General features: G+C 46.5%; 14 protein-coding genes. 7 read left to right on the top strand and 7 right to left on the bottom strand.

Going from position 1 to position 17,908, the window contains the following annotated elements; all coding sequences use genetic code 11:
* The first annotated feature begins 52 nt into the window (after nucleotides 1–52).
* On the top strand, nucleotides 53–1,144 hold the full coding sequence (locus BEL05_RS05875; RefSeq protein ID WP_069670589.1) for a branched-chain amino acid aminotransferase: 1,092 nt from the start codon (nucleotides 53–55) through the stop codon (nucleotides 1,142–1,144).
* 275 nt (nucleotides 1,145–1,419) lie between these two features.
* On the opposite strand, the gene BEL05_RS05870 is transcribed toward BEL05_RS05875, so the two are convergent.
* The 4 genes from BEL05_RS05870 to BEL05_RS05855 form a co-directional block, all read right to left on the bottom strand.
* The gene (locus BEL05_RS05870) at nucleotides 1,420–2,112 is read right to left on the bottom strand and encodes a GntR family transcriptional regulator (RefSeq protein ID WP_051413056.1); all 693 of its coding nucleotides are present in this window, start codon (nucleotides 2,110–2,112) and stop codon (nucleotides 1,420–1,422) included.
* Nucleotides 2,113–2,375: 263 nt separating this feature from the next.
* On the bottom strand, nucleotides 2,376–3,326 hold the full coding sequence (gene yihG / locus BEL05_RS05865; protein ID WP_028763593.1) for a 1-acylglycerol-3-phosphate O-acyltransferase, YihG family: 951 nt from the start codon (nucleotides 3,324–3,326) through the stop codon (nucleotides 2,376–2,378).
* Between the two features lie 29 nt (nucleotides 3,327–3,355).
* Entirely contained in the window at nucleotides 3,356–4,240 is an 885-nt protein-coding gene (gene yihG, locus BEL05_RS05860) for a 1-acylglycerol-3-phosphate O-acyltransferase, YihG family (RefSeq protein WP_069670588.1), read from the bottom strand.
* Between the two features lie 454 nt (nucleotides 4,241–4,694).
* A complete protein-coding gene (locus BEL05_RS05855) occupies nucleotides 4,695–6,218 on the bottom strand; it encodes a YifB family Mg chelatase-like AAA ATPase (protein WP_028764425.1) in 1,524 nt (507 codons plus the stop codon).
* A gap of 422 nt (nucleotides 6,219–6,640) precedes the next feature.
* Here BEL05_RS05855 and paeA point away from each other — a divergent pair, with 422 nt between their 5' ends.
* The gene (paeA, locus tag BEL05_RS05850) at nucleotides 6,641–7,975 is read left to right on the top strand and encodes a polyamine export protein PaeA (RefSeq protein ID WP_069670587.1); all 1,335 of its coding nucleotides are present in this window, start codon (nucleotides 6,641–6,643) and stop codon (nucleotides 7,973–7,975) included.
* 61 nt (nucleotides 7,976–8,036) lie between these two features.
* Here the strand turns inward: paeA and BEL05_RS05845 are convergent, their stop codons facing one another.
* From BEL05_RS05845 to ilvY, 3 genes are all read right to left on the bottom strand, one after another.
* On the bottom strand, nucleotides 8,037–8,861 hold the full coding sequence (locus BEL05_RS05845; RefSeq protein ID WP_069670586.1) for a GGDEF domain-containing protein: 825 nt from the start codon (nucleotides 8,859–8,861) through the stop codon (nucleotides 8,037–8,039).
* A 247-nt stretch (nucleotides 8,862–9,108) separates the two neighbouring features.
* A complete protein-coding gene (locus tag BEL05_RS05840; protein ID WP_069670585.1) occupies nucleotides 9,109–9,924 on the bottom strand; it encodes a substrate-binding periplasmic protein in 816 nt (271 codons plus the stop codon).
* A gap of 66 nt (nucleotides 9,925–9,990) precedes the next feature.
* Nucleotides 9,991–10,872: an HTH-type transcriptional activator IlvY gene (ilvY, locus tag BEL05_RS05835; RefSeq protein WP_028764429.1), complete on the bottom strand. Its 882-nt coding sequence runs from the start codon at nucleotides 10,870–10,872 to the stop codon at nucleotides 9,991–9,993.
* A gap of 168 nt (nucleotides 10,873–11,040) precedes the next feature.
* Between ilvY and ilvC the strand changes: the two genes are divergently transcribed.
* The 5 genes from ilvC (at nucleotide 11,041) to ilvD (ending at nucleotide 17,907) form a co-directional block, all read left to right on the top strand.
* Nucleotides 11,041–12,522 carry a ketol-acid reductoisomerase gene (ilvC, locus tag BEL05_RS05830; protein WP_069670584.1) on the top strand — a complete coding sequence of 494 codons (1,482 nt, stop codon included), beginning with the start codon at nucleotides 11,041–11,043 and terminating at the stop codon, nucleotides 12,520–12,522.
* 515 nt (nucleotides 12,523–13,037) lie between these two features.
* Nucleotides 13,038–14,711 (top strand): acetolactate synthase 2 catalytic subunit, encoded by a 1,674-nt coding sequence (gene ilvG, locus BEL05_RS05825; protein ID WP_069670583.1) that lies wholly within the window; start codon nucleotides 13,038–13,040, stop codon nucleotides 14,709–14,711.
* Nucleotides 14,708–14,965 carry an acetolactate synthase 2 small subunit gene (gene ilvM, locus BEL05_RS05820; protein WP_028764432.1) on the top strand — a complete coding sequence of 86 codons (258 nt, stop codon included), beginning with the start codon at nucleotides 14,708–14,710 and terminating at the stop codon, nucleotides 14,963–14,965. The genes ilvG and ilvM overlap by 4 nt, the downstream gene beginning before the upstream one ends.
* Nucleotides 14,966–14,990: 25 nt before the next feature.
* Complete coding sequence (locus tag BEL05_RS05815; RefSeq protein WP_028764433.1) at nucleotides 14,991–15,914, top strand: branched-chain amino acid transaminase; 924 nt, start codon at nucleotides 14,991–14,993, stop codon at nucleotides 15,912–15,914.
* Nucleotides 15,915–16,056: 142 nt separating this feature from the next.
* Nucleotides 16,057–17,907: a dihydroxy-acid dehydratase gene (gene ilvD / locus BEL05_RS05810; protein ID WP_069670582.1), complete on the top strand. Its 1,851-nt coding sequence runs from the start codon at nucleotides 16,057–16,059 to the stop codon at nucleotides 17,905–17,907.
* Nucleotide 17,908: the final 1 nt, after the last annotated feature.

Here is a 17,908-nt window from a genome sequence, read left to right as displayed (position 1 = left end):
TTTATAGCGGTGCATCCATAGTCTGCTTATTCAGTAATCAAGGTGGTATGCAATGCACATAAACTATAATTTAAAACCTGCGTCTGAGCGCCGTACTGAGCAGTTTCAGCCTGAAACCAATGTTGGATTCGGTAATTTAAGAACTGATCATATGTTTTTGATGGATTATCGCGATGGGGAGTGGCGTGATCCGAGAATTGTCCCATATGGACCTTTTGAGGTCGCCCCTGGCGCGATAGCGCTGCACTATGGGCAGTCAGTGTTTGAAGGTGCCAAAGCCTTTATGCATGAAGATGGTGAAATATATACTTTTCGTTTAGACAAAAATGCCGAGCGTTTAAACCGCAGCGCGGACATTATTTGTATTCCAGCGCTTCCAGAAGCGATGCAGCTTGAAGGCATTAATGCCTTAATTGACGTTGACCGTTTGTGGTTTCCAATGCAAGAGGGCGCGTGTCTTTATATTCGTCCCTTTATCTTTGCCACAGAGGACCGTCTATCTGTCAGCCCAAGCCAGCAATATACTTTTTGCGTGATGTTGAGCCCAAGCGGCGCGTATTACGCAGATGGTTTTGATAAGGCGATTCGCTTGCTGATCACTGAACGCTTTCACCGTGCGGTGTCCGGTGGTACGGGGGCCTCTAAAGCCGCTGGTAACTACGCGGCATCGTTGAAAGCCGGTAAGGCAGCAGCAGAGTATGGTGCAGCGCAAGTGCTCTACCTTGACGCTAACAACAAACAGATTGAGGAAGTGGGTGCAATGAACCATTTCCATGTGCTCAAAGATGGCACCATTATTATTCCTAAATTTACCGACACCATTTTGAAGTCAATCACCTCGCAATCTATTTTGGATTTGGGTGAGGTGCTGGGCTGTGAAGTGCGCCAAGAAACAGTGATGTTGGATCAGTTTATTCGTGATATCGAGTCAGGTGAAATCATCGAAGCGGGTGGATTTGGCACCGCTGCCGTTGTCTCGCCTGTGGGCTCTTATATCTTTGAAGACAACCGTGTTGTGACGGTCGGTAATGGTGAAGTGGGTGAGCATACTCGCCGAATTTATCAAGTGTTAACCGACATTCAAAAGGGCAAGCGTGAAGGCCCTAAAGGTTGGATTCAACACGTTGAGCGTATCGTGGGTTAATCCAGTAAGTATCTGGTTAAAATGCTATTTTACTCACTTAAAAGGCGCTGATGGCGCCTTTTTTATTGGCCGTGGGATGGGGTTTTAAAATGAGAAAAAGCCTCGCCGGAAGGGTGGGGCGAGGCTGTCTCATGTCAATGGCTACCAGTTCAACACTCGATAACCATGAACCCTGTGTCGAGGGCTCGGTATACCAACGGCATCAATAAATCACGCATCTATTGAATGACATTTGTATGACTCGTGCACTCATTAAAATTTGGATAATCATTTTTCTATTGGCTTTGCTGTAATGTCGCTAAGCGTTTCTCTGTATTCTTTCTGCCCTGCTCAATATGGCGTCGCATTAATAAACTGGCTAACTCACCATCTCGCTGGGCAATCGCTTCGACAATGCGCCGATGGTCAGCCAAGGCCTTGGTCGGCCGGTTGATGTTGGTGCATTGATAACGATACATTCTCAGTAGGTGATAAAGACCACCAATCAAGGTTTCTTGAAGGTGTTTACTCCTACTGGCCTGAATGATTCGATAGTGAAAATCCACATCGCCCTCTTTTTGAAAGAAGGTATCCCCAGCCGCTAATGCCTGCTCTTGTTTGACGAGCAGTGCCTCTAACTGTGCGAGTTCCTCTTGATTGATATGTTGTGCCGCAAGCTCACAGGCCATGCCTTCTAATACGCTGCGCAGTCGATATAAATCGTTAAGCTCCTCGATTGTTAATTCTGCAACCCGCGCGCCAATATGGGGTGTTCTGACAATGAGGCGTCGTCGCTCTAGGGTGAGCAGTGCTTCTCTTGTCGGCCCGCGACTCATTCCATATTGCTCAGCTAATGCTTGCTCATTGATTTTACTGCCTGCAGCTAACTCGCCCTTAATAATACTGGTTTGTATTGCAAGCAAGGCCTTATCAGCCAAGGTTGCACCAGATTTTGTCGGGTGACTTGTTTGATGCTTGGACAGGTTCAAATGATTCTGCTCTCGGTTTTGTGTGCACTGGTAAAATTAGAGCGACACATGTCTATTGTCAACAATCTAACTGTTAGACATAAGTCGCAATGGCTTTGGTTGGTGATTTAAGTTGTTGTTTTTTGGTTGTGGATGATTTTTATTGTCGAGTTCAAGGTGGGTTGTATAGCTTGTTTACGGCTTTATTGTTGACAATTTTTTGTGCGATAATAAAAAAGTCGCCCTGAGGCGACTTTGTGTGGCTGGCCTCTAAGAGGCAAAGATTAGTGAGACTCTATTGCGTCCGATTCTTGTTTTGAACCAGAGAGTTGCTTAGAGTTGTACTTGAGCAAAATTTGATGGATCTGTTCATCTTTTTGTTGCCACACGCCATTAAGCCAGCGTTGAAATTGTGCGCGACAATCAGCGTCACTAAAGTATTTAGCATCATCGACTTCAGGTACTGGCATGGTCTCAATGCGCACCACAATGCGTTTTATTTTTCCGTGCATCACTTCAGTTAGTGTGTCATCTGCAGAATCTGGATACACTAAAGTCACATTGAGTAAGCTGGTAAACTGTTCGCCCATTGCTGAAATAGTAAACGCGATACCACCGGCTTTAGGGCGAAGGAGATAGCGGTATGGAGAACGCTGACGGGCATGTTTCTCTTTGGTAAAACGGCTGCCTTCGACGTAGTTGATAATAGATGTAGGCATGGTTTTGAACTTCTCGCACGAACGACGAGTCGTTGCTAAATCTTTTCCTTTCAGTTTAGGATTCTTACGCAACTGCTTAGCGCTAGTACGGTTCATAAATGGCATATCAAGCGACCAACAACCTAACCCCATGAAAGGCACCCAAAGTAGCTCCTTTTTTAAGAAGAACTTTAACATTGGGATGTTATTGCGCAGGACATACGTGAGCGCAGCGATGTCGAACCCGCTAAGATGGTTGCTAATCAGTAAATACCAACCATCTTTCTTAAGCCCCTCTAGGCCCTCAATATCCCATTCTATCTTGGCGATAAGATAGAGAATACCGCCATTGCAGGTCGCCCAGCCCCACATAAAGCGGTTCATGATGATGGTTATTATTCGTCGAAATCCAGCAATAGGCACCAATAGTTTTACTAAGCCACCAACACAGATCAAACTGCTCCACAGTACGGTATTTATCACCAGCAACAGTGAACTCAATGCAAATAAGATGGGGCCTGGTAAAAAATTTAACATCTTTCTGAAATACCTTTGTTTAGTACAAACTATTGCTTAGCCAATTTATCTAATGTGAGATCTTTGTCTTTCCAAATTTGGTTAAGCTCATTTTGGAAACTAATTTTAAACTCTCTATCATTCATATAGTCACCGCGCATGGCTGGGGCGATTTCAGACACTTTAATGTCGACTCTAACTTGTTTCACTTGGCCAGAAATATATTCCCAATAGCTAGGGGTTTTACCTGGATAGTAAATGGCAACATCAACCAGCTTGTGGATCTGTCCGTCCATGGCTGATAAGGCAAATGCCATTCCGCCCGCTTTAGGCTTGAGTAACCGTTTAAATTCAGAGTTTTGCTTGCGGTGCTTTTCGGCACGAAAACGTGTGCCTTCGACGAAGTTCATGATACTGACGGGTTTAGATTTAAATTTAGCGCACGCTTTACGGGTGATCTCGATATCTTTCCCTTTGAGTTTAGGGTTTTTTCGCAGTTGTGCGCTGCTGTAGCGTCGCATGAAAGGAAAATCTAATGCCCACCAAGCAAGGCCTAGTACCGGCACATAAATCAGTTCTTGTTTGAGGAAGAATTTTAAGAATGGGATCTTATGATTGAAGACTCTCTGTAGCACAGGGATATCCACCCATGACTGATGATTTGCGATCACCATATACCACTCTTTAGTCGAAAGTTGTGCATCACCTTCAATAATGATTTCAACAGGATGAAATATGCGCTCGATAACCGTATTGACACTTATCCAGGCAGTGGCGCAGTGATCAAGTAGATAGCTACAAACGGTTCGCAGTGGCGTAATGGGGATGAGTTTTATGATACTTACCAATAAGATAGGTATTACCCAAAAGATGGTATTAACGATATAGCAGCTAAAAGCTATGCTGCCTCTTATCCGTGATAAAACCGAGCCCATTTAATTCCCCATTAAAAATTCGGAGACCTATGTTACTCGCCCTAGCGCTTGAGCTCAATGATCACGTGCTAACCTCTGTGCCGATATGGCCAAAAACCATAAAAAATTCGATGATATCCTAACAGTTACTCGCCCTAGCGCTTGAGCTCAATGATCACGTGCTAACCTCTGTGCCGATATGGCCAAAAACCATAAAAAAATCGATGATCTCCTAGCAGTTACTCGCCCTAGCGCTTGAGCTCAATGATCACGTGCTAACCTCTGTGCCGATATGGCCAAAAACCATAAAAAATTCGATGATAGCCTAACAGTTACTCGCCCTAGCGCTTGAGCTCAATGATCACGTGCTAACCTCTGTGCCGATATGGCCAAAAACCATAAAAAATTCGATGATATCCTAACAGTTACTCGCCTGCGAGGTTGATGCTACAGATCCAAAATCCTGAACCCAGATTTAATAACTATTCTGCAGACTATGTAGTAGACGATCCATTGCCCTGTAACCTAAAGCTTGTGCAATGTGACTGCGCTCAACCATAGGAGACTCGGCCAAATCGGCAATGGTGCGTGCCACACGCTGTAACCGATGGTAACTGCGTACAGACAGGCCAAGTTTATTGACGCTTTGCTCTAAGAACTCCAGATCAGTTTGCGAAAAACCACCAGTCGCTGCGAGTTGTTTACCCGTTAACTCAGCGTTTAGGACGCCTGCTCGGGTAAGTTGACGCTCTCTTGCTGCCTTTACTCTGCCGGCAACTTGTTGGCTAGTTTCTGTGGGCTGATGTTGCTGCGTCAAGGTGCCTTCGGGCAGCCGAGGAACATCAATCGTGAGATCGAAGCGGTCAATAAAGGGTCCAGAAAGCCGTGATAGGTAACGTTGAATTTGATCTTGAGATGCCCGAGCATTCGCGGTATCACCACAAGGACTGGGGTTCATTGCGGCAACCAGTTGAAAACGGCTGGAGAAGGTCAGTTTAGCCGCGGCTCTAGATATAATCACCTCTCCCGTTTCCATCGGCTCTCGCAAACAATCAAGCACTTTGCGAGGGAATTCAGCGACCTCGTCGAGAAATAGCACTCCACGATGCGCCAGTGAGATCTCGCCGGGCTTAGGGTGACTACCTCCGCCGACAAGGGAGATAGCTGAGCTGGTGTGATGAGGGCTGCGAAAGGGCCGCTGGTAAAATTGATTGGTAGGAATGGTCTGCCCTGCCACTGAATGAATGGTGGCGACCTCTAATGCCTCGTCATAGTCTAGTGGTGGCAGCAGTTGCACAATACGGCTGGCAAGCATGGTTTTCCCTGTGCCTGGTGGGCCTAGAAAAAGTAGATTATGGTTCCCTGCAGCGGCGATTTCGAGTGCGCGTTTAGCCTGATATTGACCGATAACATCGCTGAGGCATTTCTGTTGCGAAGTTGCCTCTTCGGCAACCCATTGCAGCCCCGTAGCGATGCTAGGGAGTGATTGCTGCCCATGAAGGTATTCACTCAATGCTTGTAGGTGGCTAGCGAAAAAAGTCTTTTGGTAGCCCACTAAGTCGGCATCACAGCGGTTATCGAGCGGAATCACCACGATTTTTTGCTGCTTGCGCGCATCAACGATAACCGGCAGTAGTCCATGGCAGTGACGTATGTGGCCTGATAATGCCAGCTCACCCACAAATTCATGATCTTTTAGTGCTTGTGCGGGGATCTGTTTAGAGGCGGCTAAGATACCTATAGCGATGGGAAGATCGTACCGTCCTCCCTGTTTTGGCAGATCGGCTGGCGCTAAATTTACAGTAATACGTCGTTGAGGAAATTCAAATCCGGCGTTAATGAGTGCGCTGCGTACTCGCTCTTTAGCTTCTTTGACGGAGGTTTCTGGCAGGCCGACTAAATTGAACGCGGGTAGTCCGTTACTGAGGTGCACTTCAACGGTGACTTCAGGGGCATCGACACCAAGGCTGGCTCGGGTGGTCACACAGGCTATTGCCATAAACAAATCCTTTTGTTTTGTTGGTTGAGATTATCGTGTGGCGAGGCAGTAATACTAGTAAGTGTAGCAGGCATTTGCTGGTGTGAATTTATTCTCAATCGCAGTGCTTACTATTTGTAGACTGTGGTGTAGTGCGCAATATTTGCCCAATTTAGTGAATTTATATTGCCTAATTTTAGGTTTCTGATATACAGACCACACTTATCTGCATCCACTCAATACTAAGTGCTTTATTACTCACCTTCAGGCGTTGTTACTGCATCAACCACCGCTATTTAGACGGGGGAAGATAAAGAGATCCTGTCACTAGTTTGAGTAGCCTAGAGCACTTTTCTCGTTGGGTTTGCAGTGGTTGCGCGAAGCGGTATGTCTGCCATGCCGCTCGTAGGTTAATGTCGCTGTAAAATTTTTTAGGTAAATAAATGAGTCTCTTTGATAACACCATGATTATCTTGTTGTTGATTGCCACCAGTTGCTTTTTCTCCATGTCAGAAATTGCGTTAGCGGCTGCTCGAAAAATTCGGTTGCGTGCCATGGCTGATGAGGGAGATATGAGGGCGGAAAAAGTGTTGCAGCTACAAGCACACCCGGGCAGCTTTTTTACTGTGGTACAGATTGGGCTGAATGCTGTGGCCATTATGGGGGGGATTGTGGGTGAGTCGGCATTCACTCCCTATTTTTATATGTTGCTGTCCAATTGGGTTGCCGATCCTTGGTTGAGTCAAATGAGTTTCGTGTTGTCTTTTGTTTTGGTAACCAGCCTCTTTATTTTAATTGCAGATTTAATGCCTAAGCGTGTGGCGATGGCGATGCCTGAGTTGGTGGCAGTCACACTGGTAAGCCCAATGATGGTGTGTATTCGTATACTAACACCGCTGGTCTGGGTGTTTAATGGCTTAGCGTCTGGAATTTTTAGGTTGTTACAGATCCAAACGGCACGCAATGATCAGGTGACCTCTGATGACATCTATGCGGTGATGGATGCAGGGGCTGAAGCGGGCGTATTAGATAAAGATGAGCAGAAGATGATGGAAAACGTGTTTGAGATGCAAACCGTGCCAGTGACTTCAGCGATGACAGCCCGTGAGAGTCTCATTTACTTTTTACTGCAAGACAGTGAAGAGGAGATCAAGCGAAAAATATCAGATGAACCTCATACTAAGTTTTTAGTGTGTGATGGTCAGCTTGATACGATAAAGGGGGTTGTGGATGCTAAAGAGCTACTTATTAGGGTAATCAATGGTCAGAGTATCTGCTTAAGTGACAGTTCGCTACTGCATAGCTGTCCAATTATTCCCGATACATTAACCTTATCTGAAAGTATGGAGTATTTTAAAAATACGCGTGCCGACTTTGCTGTGGTGATGAACGAATATGCTTTAGTGGTCGGCATTGTGACCACCAATGATTTACAAAGTGCGGTAATGGGAGCATGGTCACTCCATGAGAGCGAAGAGCAGATCATCGCCAGAGATAAGCACTCTTGGTTGGTGGATGGGGTTACTCCCATTACTGATGTAATGCGTACCTTCGGCATAGAGTCGTTTCCTCAAAGTCAAAATTACGAAACCATTGCTGGATTTATCATGTATATGCTGAGAAAAATTCCACGTCGTACTGATTTTGTTAATTATGCTGGATTTAAGTTTGAAGTGGTTGATATTGACGCTTATAAAGTCGATCAGTTACTTGTTACGCGTATTACAGAAGGAGATAAGGCGTTACTGCTTGATGAGCCTAGTCAGCTGGTTAGTTGAGTGATGCATGTAGATAGATGATGACATTTTCGTCTCAACGCTCATCGTTGGCTGAAAGTGTTTACGATTGGGGGAAGTCGTTAATGTCGTCATTCGTGGAGTAGGTTTCGTAGGTGTTACCACTTCGCTTAGCTTTGTACATGGCAATGTCGGCATTTTTCATTAAGGTTTTTCTGTCTTCGCCATCTTGTGGGTAGCATGCAATGCCGATACTGATCCCAACAGCTAGACGATGGCCTTCGCATAAAATATCTTGCATGATGTGCTGCTGAATACTTTGTGCTAATTGTTTGGCTTGATCAATGCAAGACGATGGTAGTACAACTGCAAATTCATCACCACCTAGCCTGACTGCTAGAGCTTGCATTGGCATCATGGTCTGGATTCGGTGAGCGATTATCTGTAATACTTTGTCGCCAGCGTCGTGACCTAAGTTATCGTTGATCATTTTAAAGTCATTAAGATCCATCATTAAAAAACAAAAATGCGTGTTCTCGTTTTGACTTAGCTCGTCTATTTTCTCATACAGTTGATGTCGATTGGCGAGATCGGTGAGTGGATCGTGGTAGGCTTGATAGTGTTTTTCGGCCAAGGTGTTTTGCAGGGTTAAAATGGTTTCTTGACTCATTTTTACGACTAGCCAAACAAACCCGCCCCCTGCTGAAAATACCGCAGCAACAACCATCTCCAGCGATGCCGTGTTTCTGTGCATCAGCATCCATAAAAAACCCACGTAGCCTAAAATAAACATGCCAATCATTGCTAACAGGAGGTGCCAACCACGGTGTCCTGCCTGTTTTTGGTGGCAGATTTGATAAGTCGGAATTAGTGAGCCCACTAGCCCCATTAAACCGATTAACACAATGAATACGGCAACGGCTGTCATGCGTGCATTAGCTCCTCTTAAGTGTTGAGGCGGTATGAAATTTTGCAAATTGAATTTAAGTATAGGCCAAGTTTTGTAACTGTTTATTTAATACAGGCTTTAACCTAAATGTTGGCAGAGTAAGTGAGGTCAGAGTGGTAGTAAGGTTGTGATCGTTGCACGATTTTAGCGTACCTAAGGTAATAGTCATGTGGAGGCTGTTCTTTCATTTATTGTCTAAATGCTCTTCTTTGTGAGGCGATGGCTATTAGGGAGACGGTTTGATTTTATCTAACAGATCCAGTTGGTATTCAAGCATACGTTGCAGCTCACCATCGGCTCGCAGTGAAGCGACTTTGCTGTCAAATAGCGCTTTTATCTGGTGCTTGTATTTTGATTGATGCGAAATCAGCATATGAAAAGGCTCCGCTTGCGTCCCTGGTACTCTAATCCCTCTAAGGAGTTTGGACAGCTCATATTCGCTATTGATTGCCAGAGTGCCACTAAGGGTTTCCTTGCGGGCGAGAAAAAACTGACATCGTCCGCGCTGTAACATTTCTGGCAAATGGGCGAGATCGCGAATTTCATATATTGTTTCATTTTTAGTGACGCCAAAATTTTGGTAATTGAACCCTTTTATCCCACAGATGGTACCGTATTGCCTTAGGTCGCTGAGGTTGTGTACTCGCACTCCATCTGGAAAGCTGAACTTAAGGAAAAAGTAACTTGGCGTTAAATGGTAGTAGGCGGCTGAAGACAGAAAGTCTCTACTTCGTTCTGGGTTGAGCGAAGCACTCATTGCCGCATCAATGGTGCCTTCTTTGACATCTTTTAAGCAGCGACGCCAGGGTAAGGCGATAACCTGATGCTTAAAGTCGCTTACGGAAAAAACACGATTGAGGAGATCGATATCATAACCAGTGCTGGTCCCCTTTTTGCCATTTTCTCTTTGAAAATAGTTAAATGGTGGAAACTCGGTATCTTCAACGCAAAAGGTGATCGTTTGCTCGGTGGCTTGAGCCACAGGCAATAGGGAGAATAATAAACAACAGATAATCACGATTAACCATCGCAAGTGGCTCATATTGAGAAAGTCCAATTAAGTCTATGCAATGAGTATAGCAGAGCAAATTTCTTATTAAGTTTATCGCTATATTGGTGTTACCTCTTTGAGGAAAGCTGCCAAAACGGGTTCATCTGAGCGGCTTTTTTTACTACAACATCCGAGTTCAAATGGTGCAATGGCGACTGGAGAGGGGAGTTGTTGGATCCTGTCTTTAACCGGACTATTTTGAATGACTATCTCAGGAGTAATACTTACGCCACAGCCTAGAGCCACCATAGAGGCTATCGCCTCTTGGCCAGAGACTTGGGCATAAACGTTGGCATTCAGTCCTAACTGTTTAAACCAATTGTCGATGCGTCGACGTCCGGGGCCGTGCTCAGGAATGATAAAGGGTAATCTGTCCCAGGGGATGTATGATTCGGTGAGTAATTGTTGTACGGCACATTTAAAGGTCGGAGCGATAATCACCAGTGGCACATCATCGATTTTTATAAAGTGCAGTGATTCAGGAAGGGTTTCTGGCAGTGCTGCGATGCTGATGTCGGCGCGATTTTGGCGCACCATATCGACCGCATTGGCGGCATCTCCAGTGGTTAGGGCTATCTCAACCAAAGGATGTTCGTTACGGAATCGGTCGAGTAACGCAGGTAAATGGCTATAGGCTGCGGTGACAGAGCAGTATAAATTGAGTCGGCCGCGTAGCAGATCTTGCTTGGGGTCGAGACGGTGTTTTAGTTTGCCCCAGTGGTCCAGTGTTTGTTCGGCGAAGTGGCGATATTCAATCCCCGCGCTCGTCAACGCCACGCTGCGATTGTCACGTTCAAATAACTTTGCACCGACTTCGTCTTCTAATCTTTGCATCGTGCGGCTCAGTGTCGACGGACTGACATGCATCTGCTGCGCAGTTTTAGCAAAGTGCAGGCTATTTGAAAGATGCAAATAGAGTTTTATTGTACGAATATCCATCAAAGCCGCCTATGTTACTAAATAACCTGTGTTGCAAAATATGCAATGTGATGTTTCGAATATATCATTTTAAGCAACGCTAGTCATCGGCTATAGTGATCTCAATCACGGCTTAGCCAAGGCGGTTAAGCAAGTTTTTTACGTCCTCATTCAAAGGTGGAACATCCGATGGCTAATTACTTTAACTCTCTGAATTTGCGTCAACAATTAGATCAGCTAGCGCAATGTCGCTTTATGGATCGCAGTGAATTTAGCCAAGGTTGTGACTACATCAAAGGCTGGAATATCGTTATTTTAGGTTGTGGTGCTCAAGGGCTTAACCAAGGTTTAAATATGCGTGATTCTGGTCTCAATATCTCTTTTGCACTGCGTCCACAGGCGATTGCAGAGAAGCGTGCTTCATATCAAAAAGCTACAGGCAACGGTTTCCGTGTCGGTACCTTTGAAGAGCTAATCCCTGATGCAGACTTAGTGTTAAACCTGACACCAGACAAGCAGCATACCGATGCGGTAAATAGCGTCATGCCTTTGATGAAAGAGGGGGCTGTATTGTCTTACTCTCACGGTTTCAATATCGTCGAAGAGGGAATGCAAGTTCGTCCCGATATTACCGTTATCATGGTGGCGCCTAAGTGTCCTGGCACTGAAGTACGTGAAGAGTATAAGCGTGGTTTCGGTGTGCCAACATTGATTGCCGTTCACCCTGAAAATGATCCAAAGGGTGATGGTTTCGAAGTCGCTAAAGCCTATGCGAGTGCTACAGGCGGTGACCGTGCAGGGGTATTGCACTCATCATTTATCGCCGAAGTGAAATCAGATCTGATGGGTGAGCAAACTATCCTTTGCGGCATGCTGCAAACCGGAGCCATCCTTGGTTATGAAAAGATGGTTGCTGACGGTATTGAGCCAGGTTATGCCGCTAAGTTGATTCAACAGGGTTGGGAAACGACCACAGAAGCACTTAAGCATGGTGGCATCACCCATATGATGGATCGTCTATCAAATCCTGCCAAGATCAAAGCGTTTGAAATGGCTGAAGAGCTTAAAGGTATCCTTGCACCGTTATTTGAGAAGCACATGGATGACATCATCAGCGGTGAGTTCTCTAAGACGATGATGCAAGATTGGGCTAATGATGACGCAAACCTGCTTAAGTGGCGCAGTGAGACCAATGAAACTGGTTTTGAAAATGCACCGCAGTGTGATGAAGCGATTGATGAGCAAGCCTATTTTGACAAAGGTATCTTCCTAGTTGCCATGATTAAGGCGGGTGTAGAGCTGGCGTTCGATACCATGGTATCAGCAGGCATCGTTGAAGAGTCGGCTTACTATGAGTCTCTGCATGAAACGCCACTTATCGCTAATACGATTGCGCGTAAGCGTTTGTATGAGATGAACGTAGTGATCTCTGACACTGCCGAATATGGTTGCTACTTATTCAACCACGCAGCGGTTCCTATGCTACGTGATTACGTTAATAACATGTCATCAGAGTACTTAGGTGGTGGACTACAAGACACTGGCAACGGTGTTGATAATCTACGCTTAATCGAAGTGAACGATGCTATTCGTCACACGTCAGTTGAGTATATTGGTGCCGAGCTTCGTGGTTACATGACCGAGATGAAGCGCATTGTCGAAGAAGCTTAACATATAATATCCATGCACTAAGCCCAGCATAATCCTGTGGGCTTAGTGACATAGAAACAAAGCTATGTGTCGTCGAGGATGATTGAACATAGAGAATAATTTGGTCCAATGAGTAGCAAGGTTATCAAAGCAAGCGTCGCTTCATGGCAGATTTTTGTTGAAGAGATTAACTGTTTCGAGAGATAGCCGCAGGTTTTGGTTGTGTTATTCACAGGCTTTGTGGTATTGATTAAAAGGTCTACAGAAATTGAGTACCGTAGACACCGAATTTAAGCAAACACACTGATTAGGAATTTCCAATACACCATGTTTAATCAAGCTGCCCTACTCATTATTGAGATTATTACCGTCGTGATTATTAGATCACAGCGGGGGCATCGCATGGCGCATCGAAAAACCTAATTAGGTTAAGATTGCAACAATAACCCCCGCTCCGAAAGGACCGGGGGTTTTTTGTTTTTAGCGGTTTGAACTGAACGCTTAACCCCGAAACAATGAAATGCAGGAAGTCACGAATGGAACAAGGGCAGAAGATTAGAGGCGCAGACGCCGTTATCAAGGTACTCGCCGCACACGGTGTTACCACAGTTTTTGGTTATCCGGGTGGTGCGATTATGCCCATCTACGATGCACTCTACGGCGCACCCGTTGAGCACCTGTTGAGTCGTCACGAGCAAGGGGCAGCTTTCGCGGCGGTTGGCTATGCTAGGGCGAGTGGTAAAACTGGTGTTTGTTTCGCGACCTCGGGCCCCGGAGCGACCAACCTAGTCACCTCGCTTGCCGATGCCTTACTCGATTCTGTTCCCTTAGTTGCCATTACTGGGCAAGTTTCCACTGCCGTTATCGGTACCGATGCGTTTCAAGAGATCGATGTGTTGGGCATGTCACTGTCGTGCACTAAGCACAGCTTTATGGTGACCGATGTCAATGAGCTTATTCCAACCCTGTATCGTGCCTTTGAGATCGCGGCCTCGGGTCGCCCAGGCCCGGTGCTGGTGGATATACCTAAAGATATTCAGATTGCGCTGCTCGATTACAAGACGCCGCTATTGGCGATTAGCCCCGAGCCTCAAGCATCTGAGCAACAAATCGAGGCTGCCAAAGCGTTGTTGAGTGAAGCCAAAAAGCCAATGCTCTATGTGGGCGGCGGTGTTGGGATGGCTGGTGCAGTTGATCAACTACGTGGCTTTATCGATGTTACTGGCGTGCCATCGGTCGCGACACTCAAAGGGTTGGGGAGTATCCCTCACGACGACGCTGGTTACTTGGGAATGCTTGGCATGCACGGCGGTAAAGCTGCCAACATTGCCGTGCAAGAGTGTGATTTATTGATTGTGGTTGGCGCACGTTTTGATGACCGAGTGACGGGACGTTTAGCCACATTTGCTGAACATGCCAAGGTTCTTCATCTTGATATCGATGTGGCGGAGTTGGGTAAATTACGTCGTCCTGATGTAGCGATTGCTGGCGACCTGCGTCAGATCTTACCGGCGATTGCACAGTCGCTTGAGATTGCCCCTTGGCAGGCAGAAGTTGCTAGTCTTAAAGCCAACCACCAATGGAACTATGAGCGTCCTGGTGAGCTAATTTTCGCCCCTAAGATGCTTAACCGTTTGGCTAATAAACTCCCTGAAGACAGTGTTATCGCTTGTGATGTGGGTCAGCACCAGATGTGGGTAGCGCAACATATGTGGTTTAGGCGTCCAGAAGATCACTTGTCTAGTGCAGGCTTGGGCACCATGGGGTTTGGTTTGCCAGCCGCGATTGGCGCTAAAGTCGCCCGTCCTGACGCCTGTGTAGTCGCGGTGTCAGGTGATGGCTCATTTATGATGAATGTCCAAGAGTTAACCACTATCAAACGTCGCCAAATACCGTTAAAAATCTTGCTTATTGATAACCAGAAACTGGGCATGGTTAAGCAGTGGCAGCAACTGTTTTTCGAAGAGCGATTTAGTGAAACCGACCTGTCAGATAACCCTGATTTTGTCACCATGGCATCGGCGTTCGATATTCCTGGTCGCACGATTACTCAAGGCGATGAAGTTGAGCAAGCATTAGATGAGATGTTAAATGCAACAGGGCCATTTTTACTGCATGTGAGAATTGATGATGCTCATAACGTGTGGCCACTGGTACCGCCCGGTGCTTGCAACCGAGACATGATGGATGAGATGGAGAAGCAGACATGATCTATAACTTAGCCCTAACCCTAGTACAGCAACCCGAGGTATTGGAACGGGTACTGCGAGTGACTCGCCATCGTGGTTTTAAGATCACTGAACTCGGTATGCAGCTTGACGCCAACGGTGACACAAAGTTGGATATGGTGGTTGAGAGTGAGCGCGCATTAGAGCAGCTTAGTCACCAGCTCAATAAACTAATCGATGTAACAGAATGCAAAGTCGTATCGACTAAGCAGCTAACCCAAACCGCAAACGCATAAATGCTTAGAAGATAGGTGACAAATTATGGCCGCGAAAACTGCAGAATTTATTTGGTTCAATGGTGAAATCATGCCTTGGGGTGACGCCAAGGTGCACGTGATGTCTCATGCGCTGCACTATGGGACATCAGTGTTTGAAGGTATTAGAGTCTATGATACTCATCTAGGACCTGCGGGTTTCAGGCTCACTGAGCATGTACAACGCCTGTATGATTCGGCCAAAATTTACCGCATGCCTATCCCTTACTGTTTTGATGACACCATGCAAGCGTGTCGTGATGCAGTATTGAGTAATAAGCTTAACAGTGCCTATATTCGTCCATTGGCTTTTTACGGCGATGTGGGCATGGGGATCACGCCACCTAAAGATGCACAATGCGACCTACTGGTGGCGGCATTTCCATGGGGAGCCTATTTAGGTGAAGAAAGCATGGAGCGAGGTGTTGATGTGGCGGTAACGTCATGGAATCGCCTAGCGCCGAACACCATCCCAACGGGTGCGAAAGCAGGTGGTAACTACCTATCTTCATTGCAAATTTCGACCGAAGCAAAACGTAATGGTTTCGATGAAGGGATAGCGTTAGACGTTAACGGATTGGTCAGTGAAGCTGCTGGTGCTAACCTGTTTGTCATCAAGAAAAATAAACTTTATACCCCGCCAGCCACAGCGGCTATTTTAATGGGGATCACCCGCGATACCATCATTACGCTTGCCAGAGATAGCGGCTATGAGGTGGTTGAAGAGGCGATGTCACGTGAGTTTTTATACTTAGCCGATGAGATATTTATGACAGGCACCGCTGCTGAGCTAGTACCAGTTCGTAGTGTCGATCGCATCGAAGTGGGCGCAGGCAAGCGTGGCCCAATTACCAAGGCTATTCAGCAACGTTTCTTCGGCCTGTTTAATGGTGAGACCGAAGATAAATGGGGTTGGTTAGAACCGCTATAAATCTGCGTGGATTTATCCCTCGTTTGATAGATATTTAAGATAAGATGACTCAAAGCCTGATAACTCCTTAGGGGTTATTGAGGACTCAAATTTCAAAGCTAGGCGATCTGATGTCGCCTAACGATAAAAAGGAAGCAGTATCATGGCAAAATTACGTTCAGCTACCAGTACCGAAGGTCGCAATATGGCTGGTGCTCGTGCACTTTGGCGAGCAACAGGTGTAAAAGATAACGATTTTGGTAAGCCGATTATTGCCATTGCTAACTCCTTTACCCAATTTGTACCAGGTCATGTGCACCTGAAAGATATGGGGTCGTTAGTGGCGGGTGCGATTGAAGAAGCGGGCGGTATTGCAAAAGAGTTTAATACGATTGCCGTTGATGATGGTATCGCCATGGGGCACGGCGGCATGCTCTATAGCTTGCCGTCACGTGAGTTGATCGCCGATAGCGTAGAGTACATGGTTAATGCCCACTGCGCCGATGCGTTAGTGTGTATCTCTAACTGCGATAAAATCACCCCTGGTATGTTGATGGCGGCGTTGCGTCTCAATATTCCTGTAGTGTTTGTATCGGGCGGGCCGATGGAAGCGGGTAAGACTAAGCTATCAGATAAGATTATTAAGCTGGACTTGGTTGATGCCATGGTTGCCGCTGCTGATGACCGTATCTCTGATGAAGACAGCGAAAAAATTGAGCGTAGTGCATGTCCAACTTGTGGTTCATGTTCGGGGATGTTTACTGCTAACTCGATGAACTGCTTAACCGAAGCCCTAGGGTTGTCGCTGCCGGGTAACGGATCTATGTTGGCAACTCATGCCGATCGCCGAGAGCTGTTTTTAGAGGCGGGTCGCCGAGTGATGGATCTTGCCACACGTTACTACAAGCATGATGATGAGTCTGCATTGCCGCGTAACATAGCTAATTTTAAGGCGTTTGAGAATGCCATGGCATTGGATATCGCCATGGGTGGTTCATCGAATACCGTATTGCATCTACTGGCCGCAGCCCAAGAGGGCGACGTCGATTTCACTATGGCTGATATCGATCGCATGTCACGTCAAGTCCCCCATTTATGTAAAGTTGCGCCATCTACGCCTAAATATCACATGGAGGACGTGCATCGCGCTGGCGGTGTCATGGGTATTTTAGGTGAGCTTGACCGCGCGGGTTTATTGCATACCGATGTGAGCCATGTCGCAGGTGACAATCTTAAAGCGGTATTGGCTAAATATGATATTGCCCAAAGCAGTGACGAGGCGGTGCACAAGTTTTTCTCAGCAGGGCCTGCAGGCATTCCAACCACTAAAGCCTTTAGTCAGGCCTGTCGCTGGCCAAGTGTCGATGTCGACCGTAAAGAGGGCTGTATTCGTACTCGTGAGTTTGCCTTTAGCCAAGAGGGCGGGCTAGCCGTTTTGTCGGGCAACATTGCTCTAGATGGTTGCATCGTCAAAACCGCTGGCGTAGATGAAGCCAACCATACCTTTGTGGGCAGTGCTAGAGTCTATGAAAGCCAAGATGACGCCGTTGCAGGCATCTTAGGCGGCGAAGTCGTTGCGGGCGATGTGGTAGTGATTCGCTATGAAGGCCCTAAAGGTGGCCCAGGCATGCAAGAGATGCTTTATCCAACGAGCTATTTGAAGTCAAAGGGGTTAGGCGCAGCGTGTGCATTAATTACCGATGGACGATTTTCTGGCGGTACGTCGGGGCTTTCTATTGGTCATGTCTCGCCAGAGGCCGCAGCTGGCGGCACTATTGGTTTAGTTGAAACTGGGGACCGAATCGAAATCGATATTCCTGCACGTTCAATTAAGCTTGCTGTAAGTGAGATAGAGCTAGCCAGCCGCCGCGCAGAGATGGAAGGGCGTGGTAAGCAGGCCTGGAAGCCGAAAAGTCGACAGCGCGCGGTATCGCTTGCGCTTAAAGCCTACGCGATGCTTGCGACCAGTGCCGATAAAGGCGCTGTGCGAGATGTTAGTAAGCTGGAGGATTAAT

The organism is Shewanella colwelliana (assembly GCF_001735525.1).
GTDB lineage: Bacteria > Pseudomonadota > Gammaproteobacteria > Enterobacterales > Shewanellaceae > Shewanella > Shewanella colwelliana.
This window is presented reverse-complemented; position numbering and strand designations above follow the sequence as displayed.

What these genes read in the sequence shown, in the direction of transcription:
- BEL05_RS05875 (WP_069670589.1), top strand. Translation starts at nt 53, where the DNA reads ATGCACATAAACTATAATTTAAAACCTGCGTCTGAGCGCCGTACTGAG.
- ilvY (WP_028764429.1), bottom strand. Translation starts at nt 10,872, where the DNA reads ATGGATATTCGTACAATAAAACTCTATTTGCATCTTTCAAATAGCCTG.
- BEL05_RS05840 (WP_069670585.1), bottom strand. Translation starts at nt 9,924, where the DNA reads ATGAGCCACTTGCGATGGTTAATCGTGATTATCTGTTGTTTATTATTC.
- ilvC (WP_069670584.1), top strand. Translation starts at nt 11,041, where the DNA reads ATGGCTAATTACTTTAACTCTCTGAATTTGCGTCAACAATTAGATCAG.
- ilvD (WP_069670582.1), top strand. Translation starts at nt 16,057, where the DNA reads ATGGCAAAATTACGTTCAGCTACCAGTACCGAAGGTCGCAATATGGCT.
- ilvM (WP_028764432.1), top strand. Translation starts at nt 14,708, where the DNA reads ATGATCTATAACTTAGCCCTAACCCTAGTACAGCAACCCGAGGTATTG.
- BEL05_RS05845 (WP_069670586.1), bottom strand. Translation starts at nt 8,861, where the DNA reads ATGACAGCCGTTGCCGTATTCATTGTGTTAATCGGTTTAATGGGGCTA.
- yihG (WP_028763593.1), bottom strand. Translation starts at nt 3,326, where the DNA reads ATGTTAAATTTTTTACCAGGCCCCATCTTATTTGCATTGAGTTCACTG.
- BEL05_RS05815 (WP_028764433.1), top strand. Translation starts at nt 14,991, where the DNA reads ATGGCCGCGAAAACTGCAGAATTTATTTGGTTCAATGGTGAAATCATG.
- paeA (WP_069670587.1), top strand. Translation starts at nt 6,641, where the DNA reads ATGAGTCTCTTTGATAACACCATGATTATCTTGTTGTTGATTGCCACC.
- yihG (WP_069670588.1), bottom strand. Translation starts at nt 4,240, where the DNA reads ATGGGCTCGGTTTTATCACGGATAAGAGGCAGCATAGCTTTTAGCTGC.
- ilvG (WP_069670583.1), top strand. Translation starts at nt 13,038, where the DNA reads ATGGAACAAGGGCAGAAGATTAGAGGCGCAGACGCCGTTATCAAGGTA.
- BEL05_RS05855 (WP_028764425.1), bottom strand. Translation starts at nt 6,218, where the DNA reads ATGGCAATAGCCTGTGTGACCACCCGAGCCAGCCTTGGTGTCGATGCC.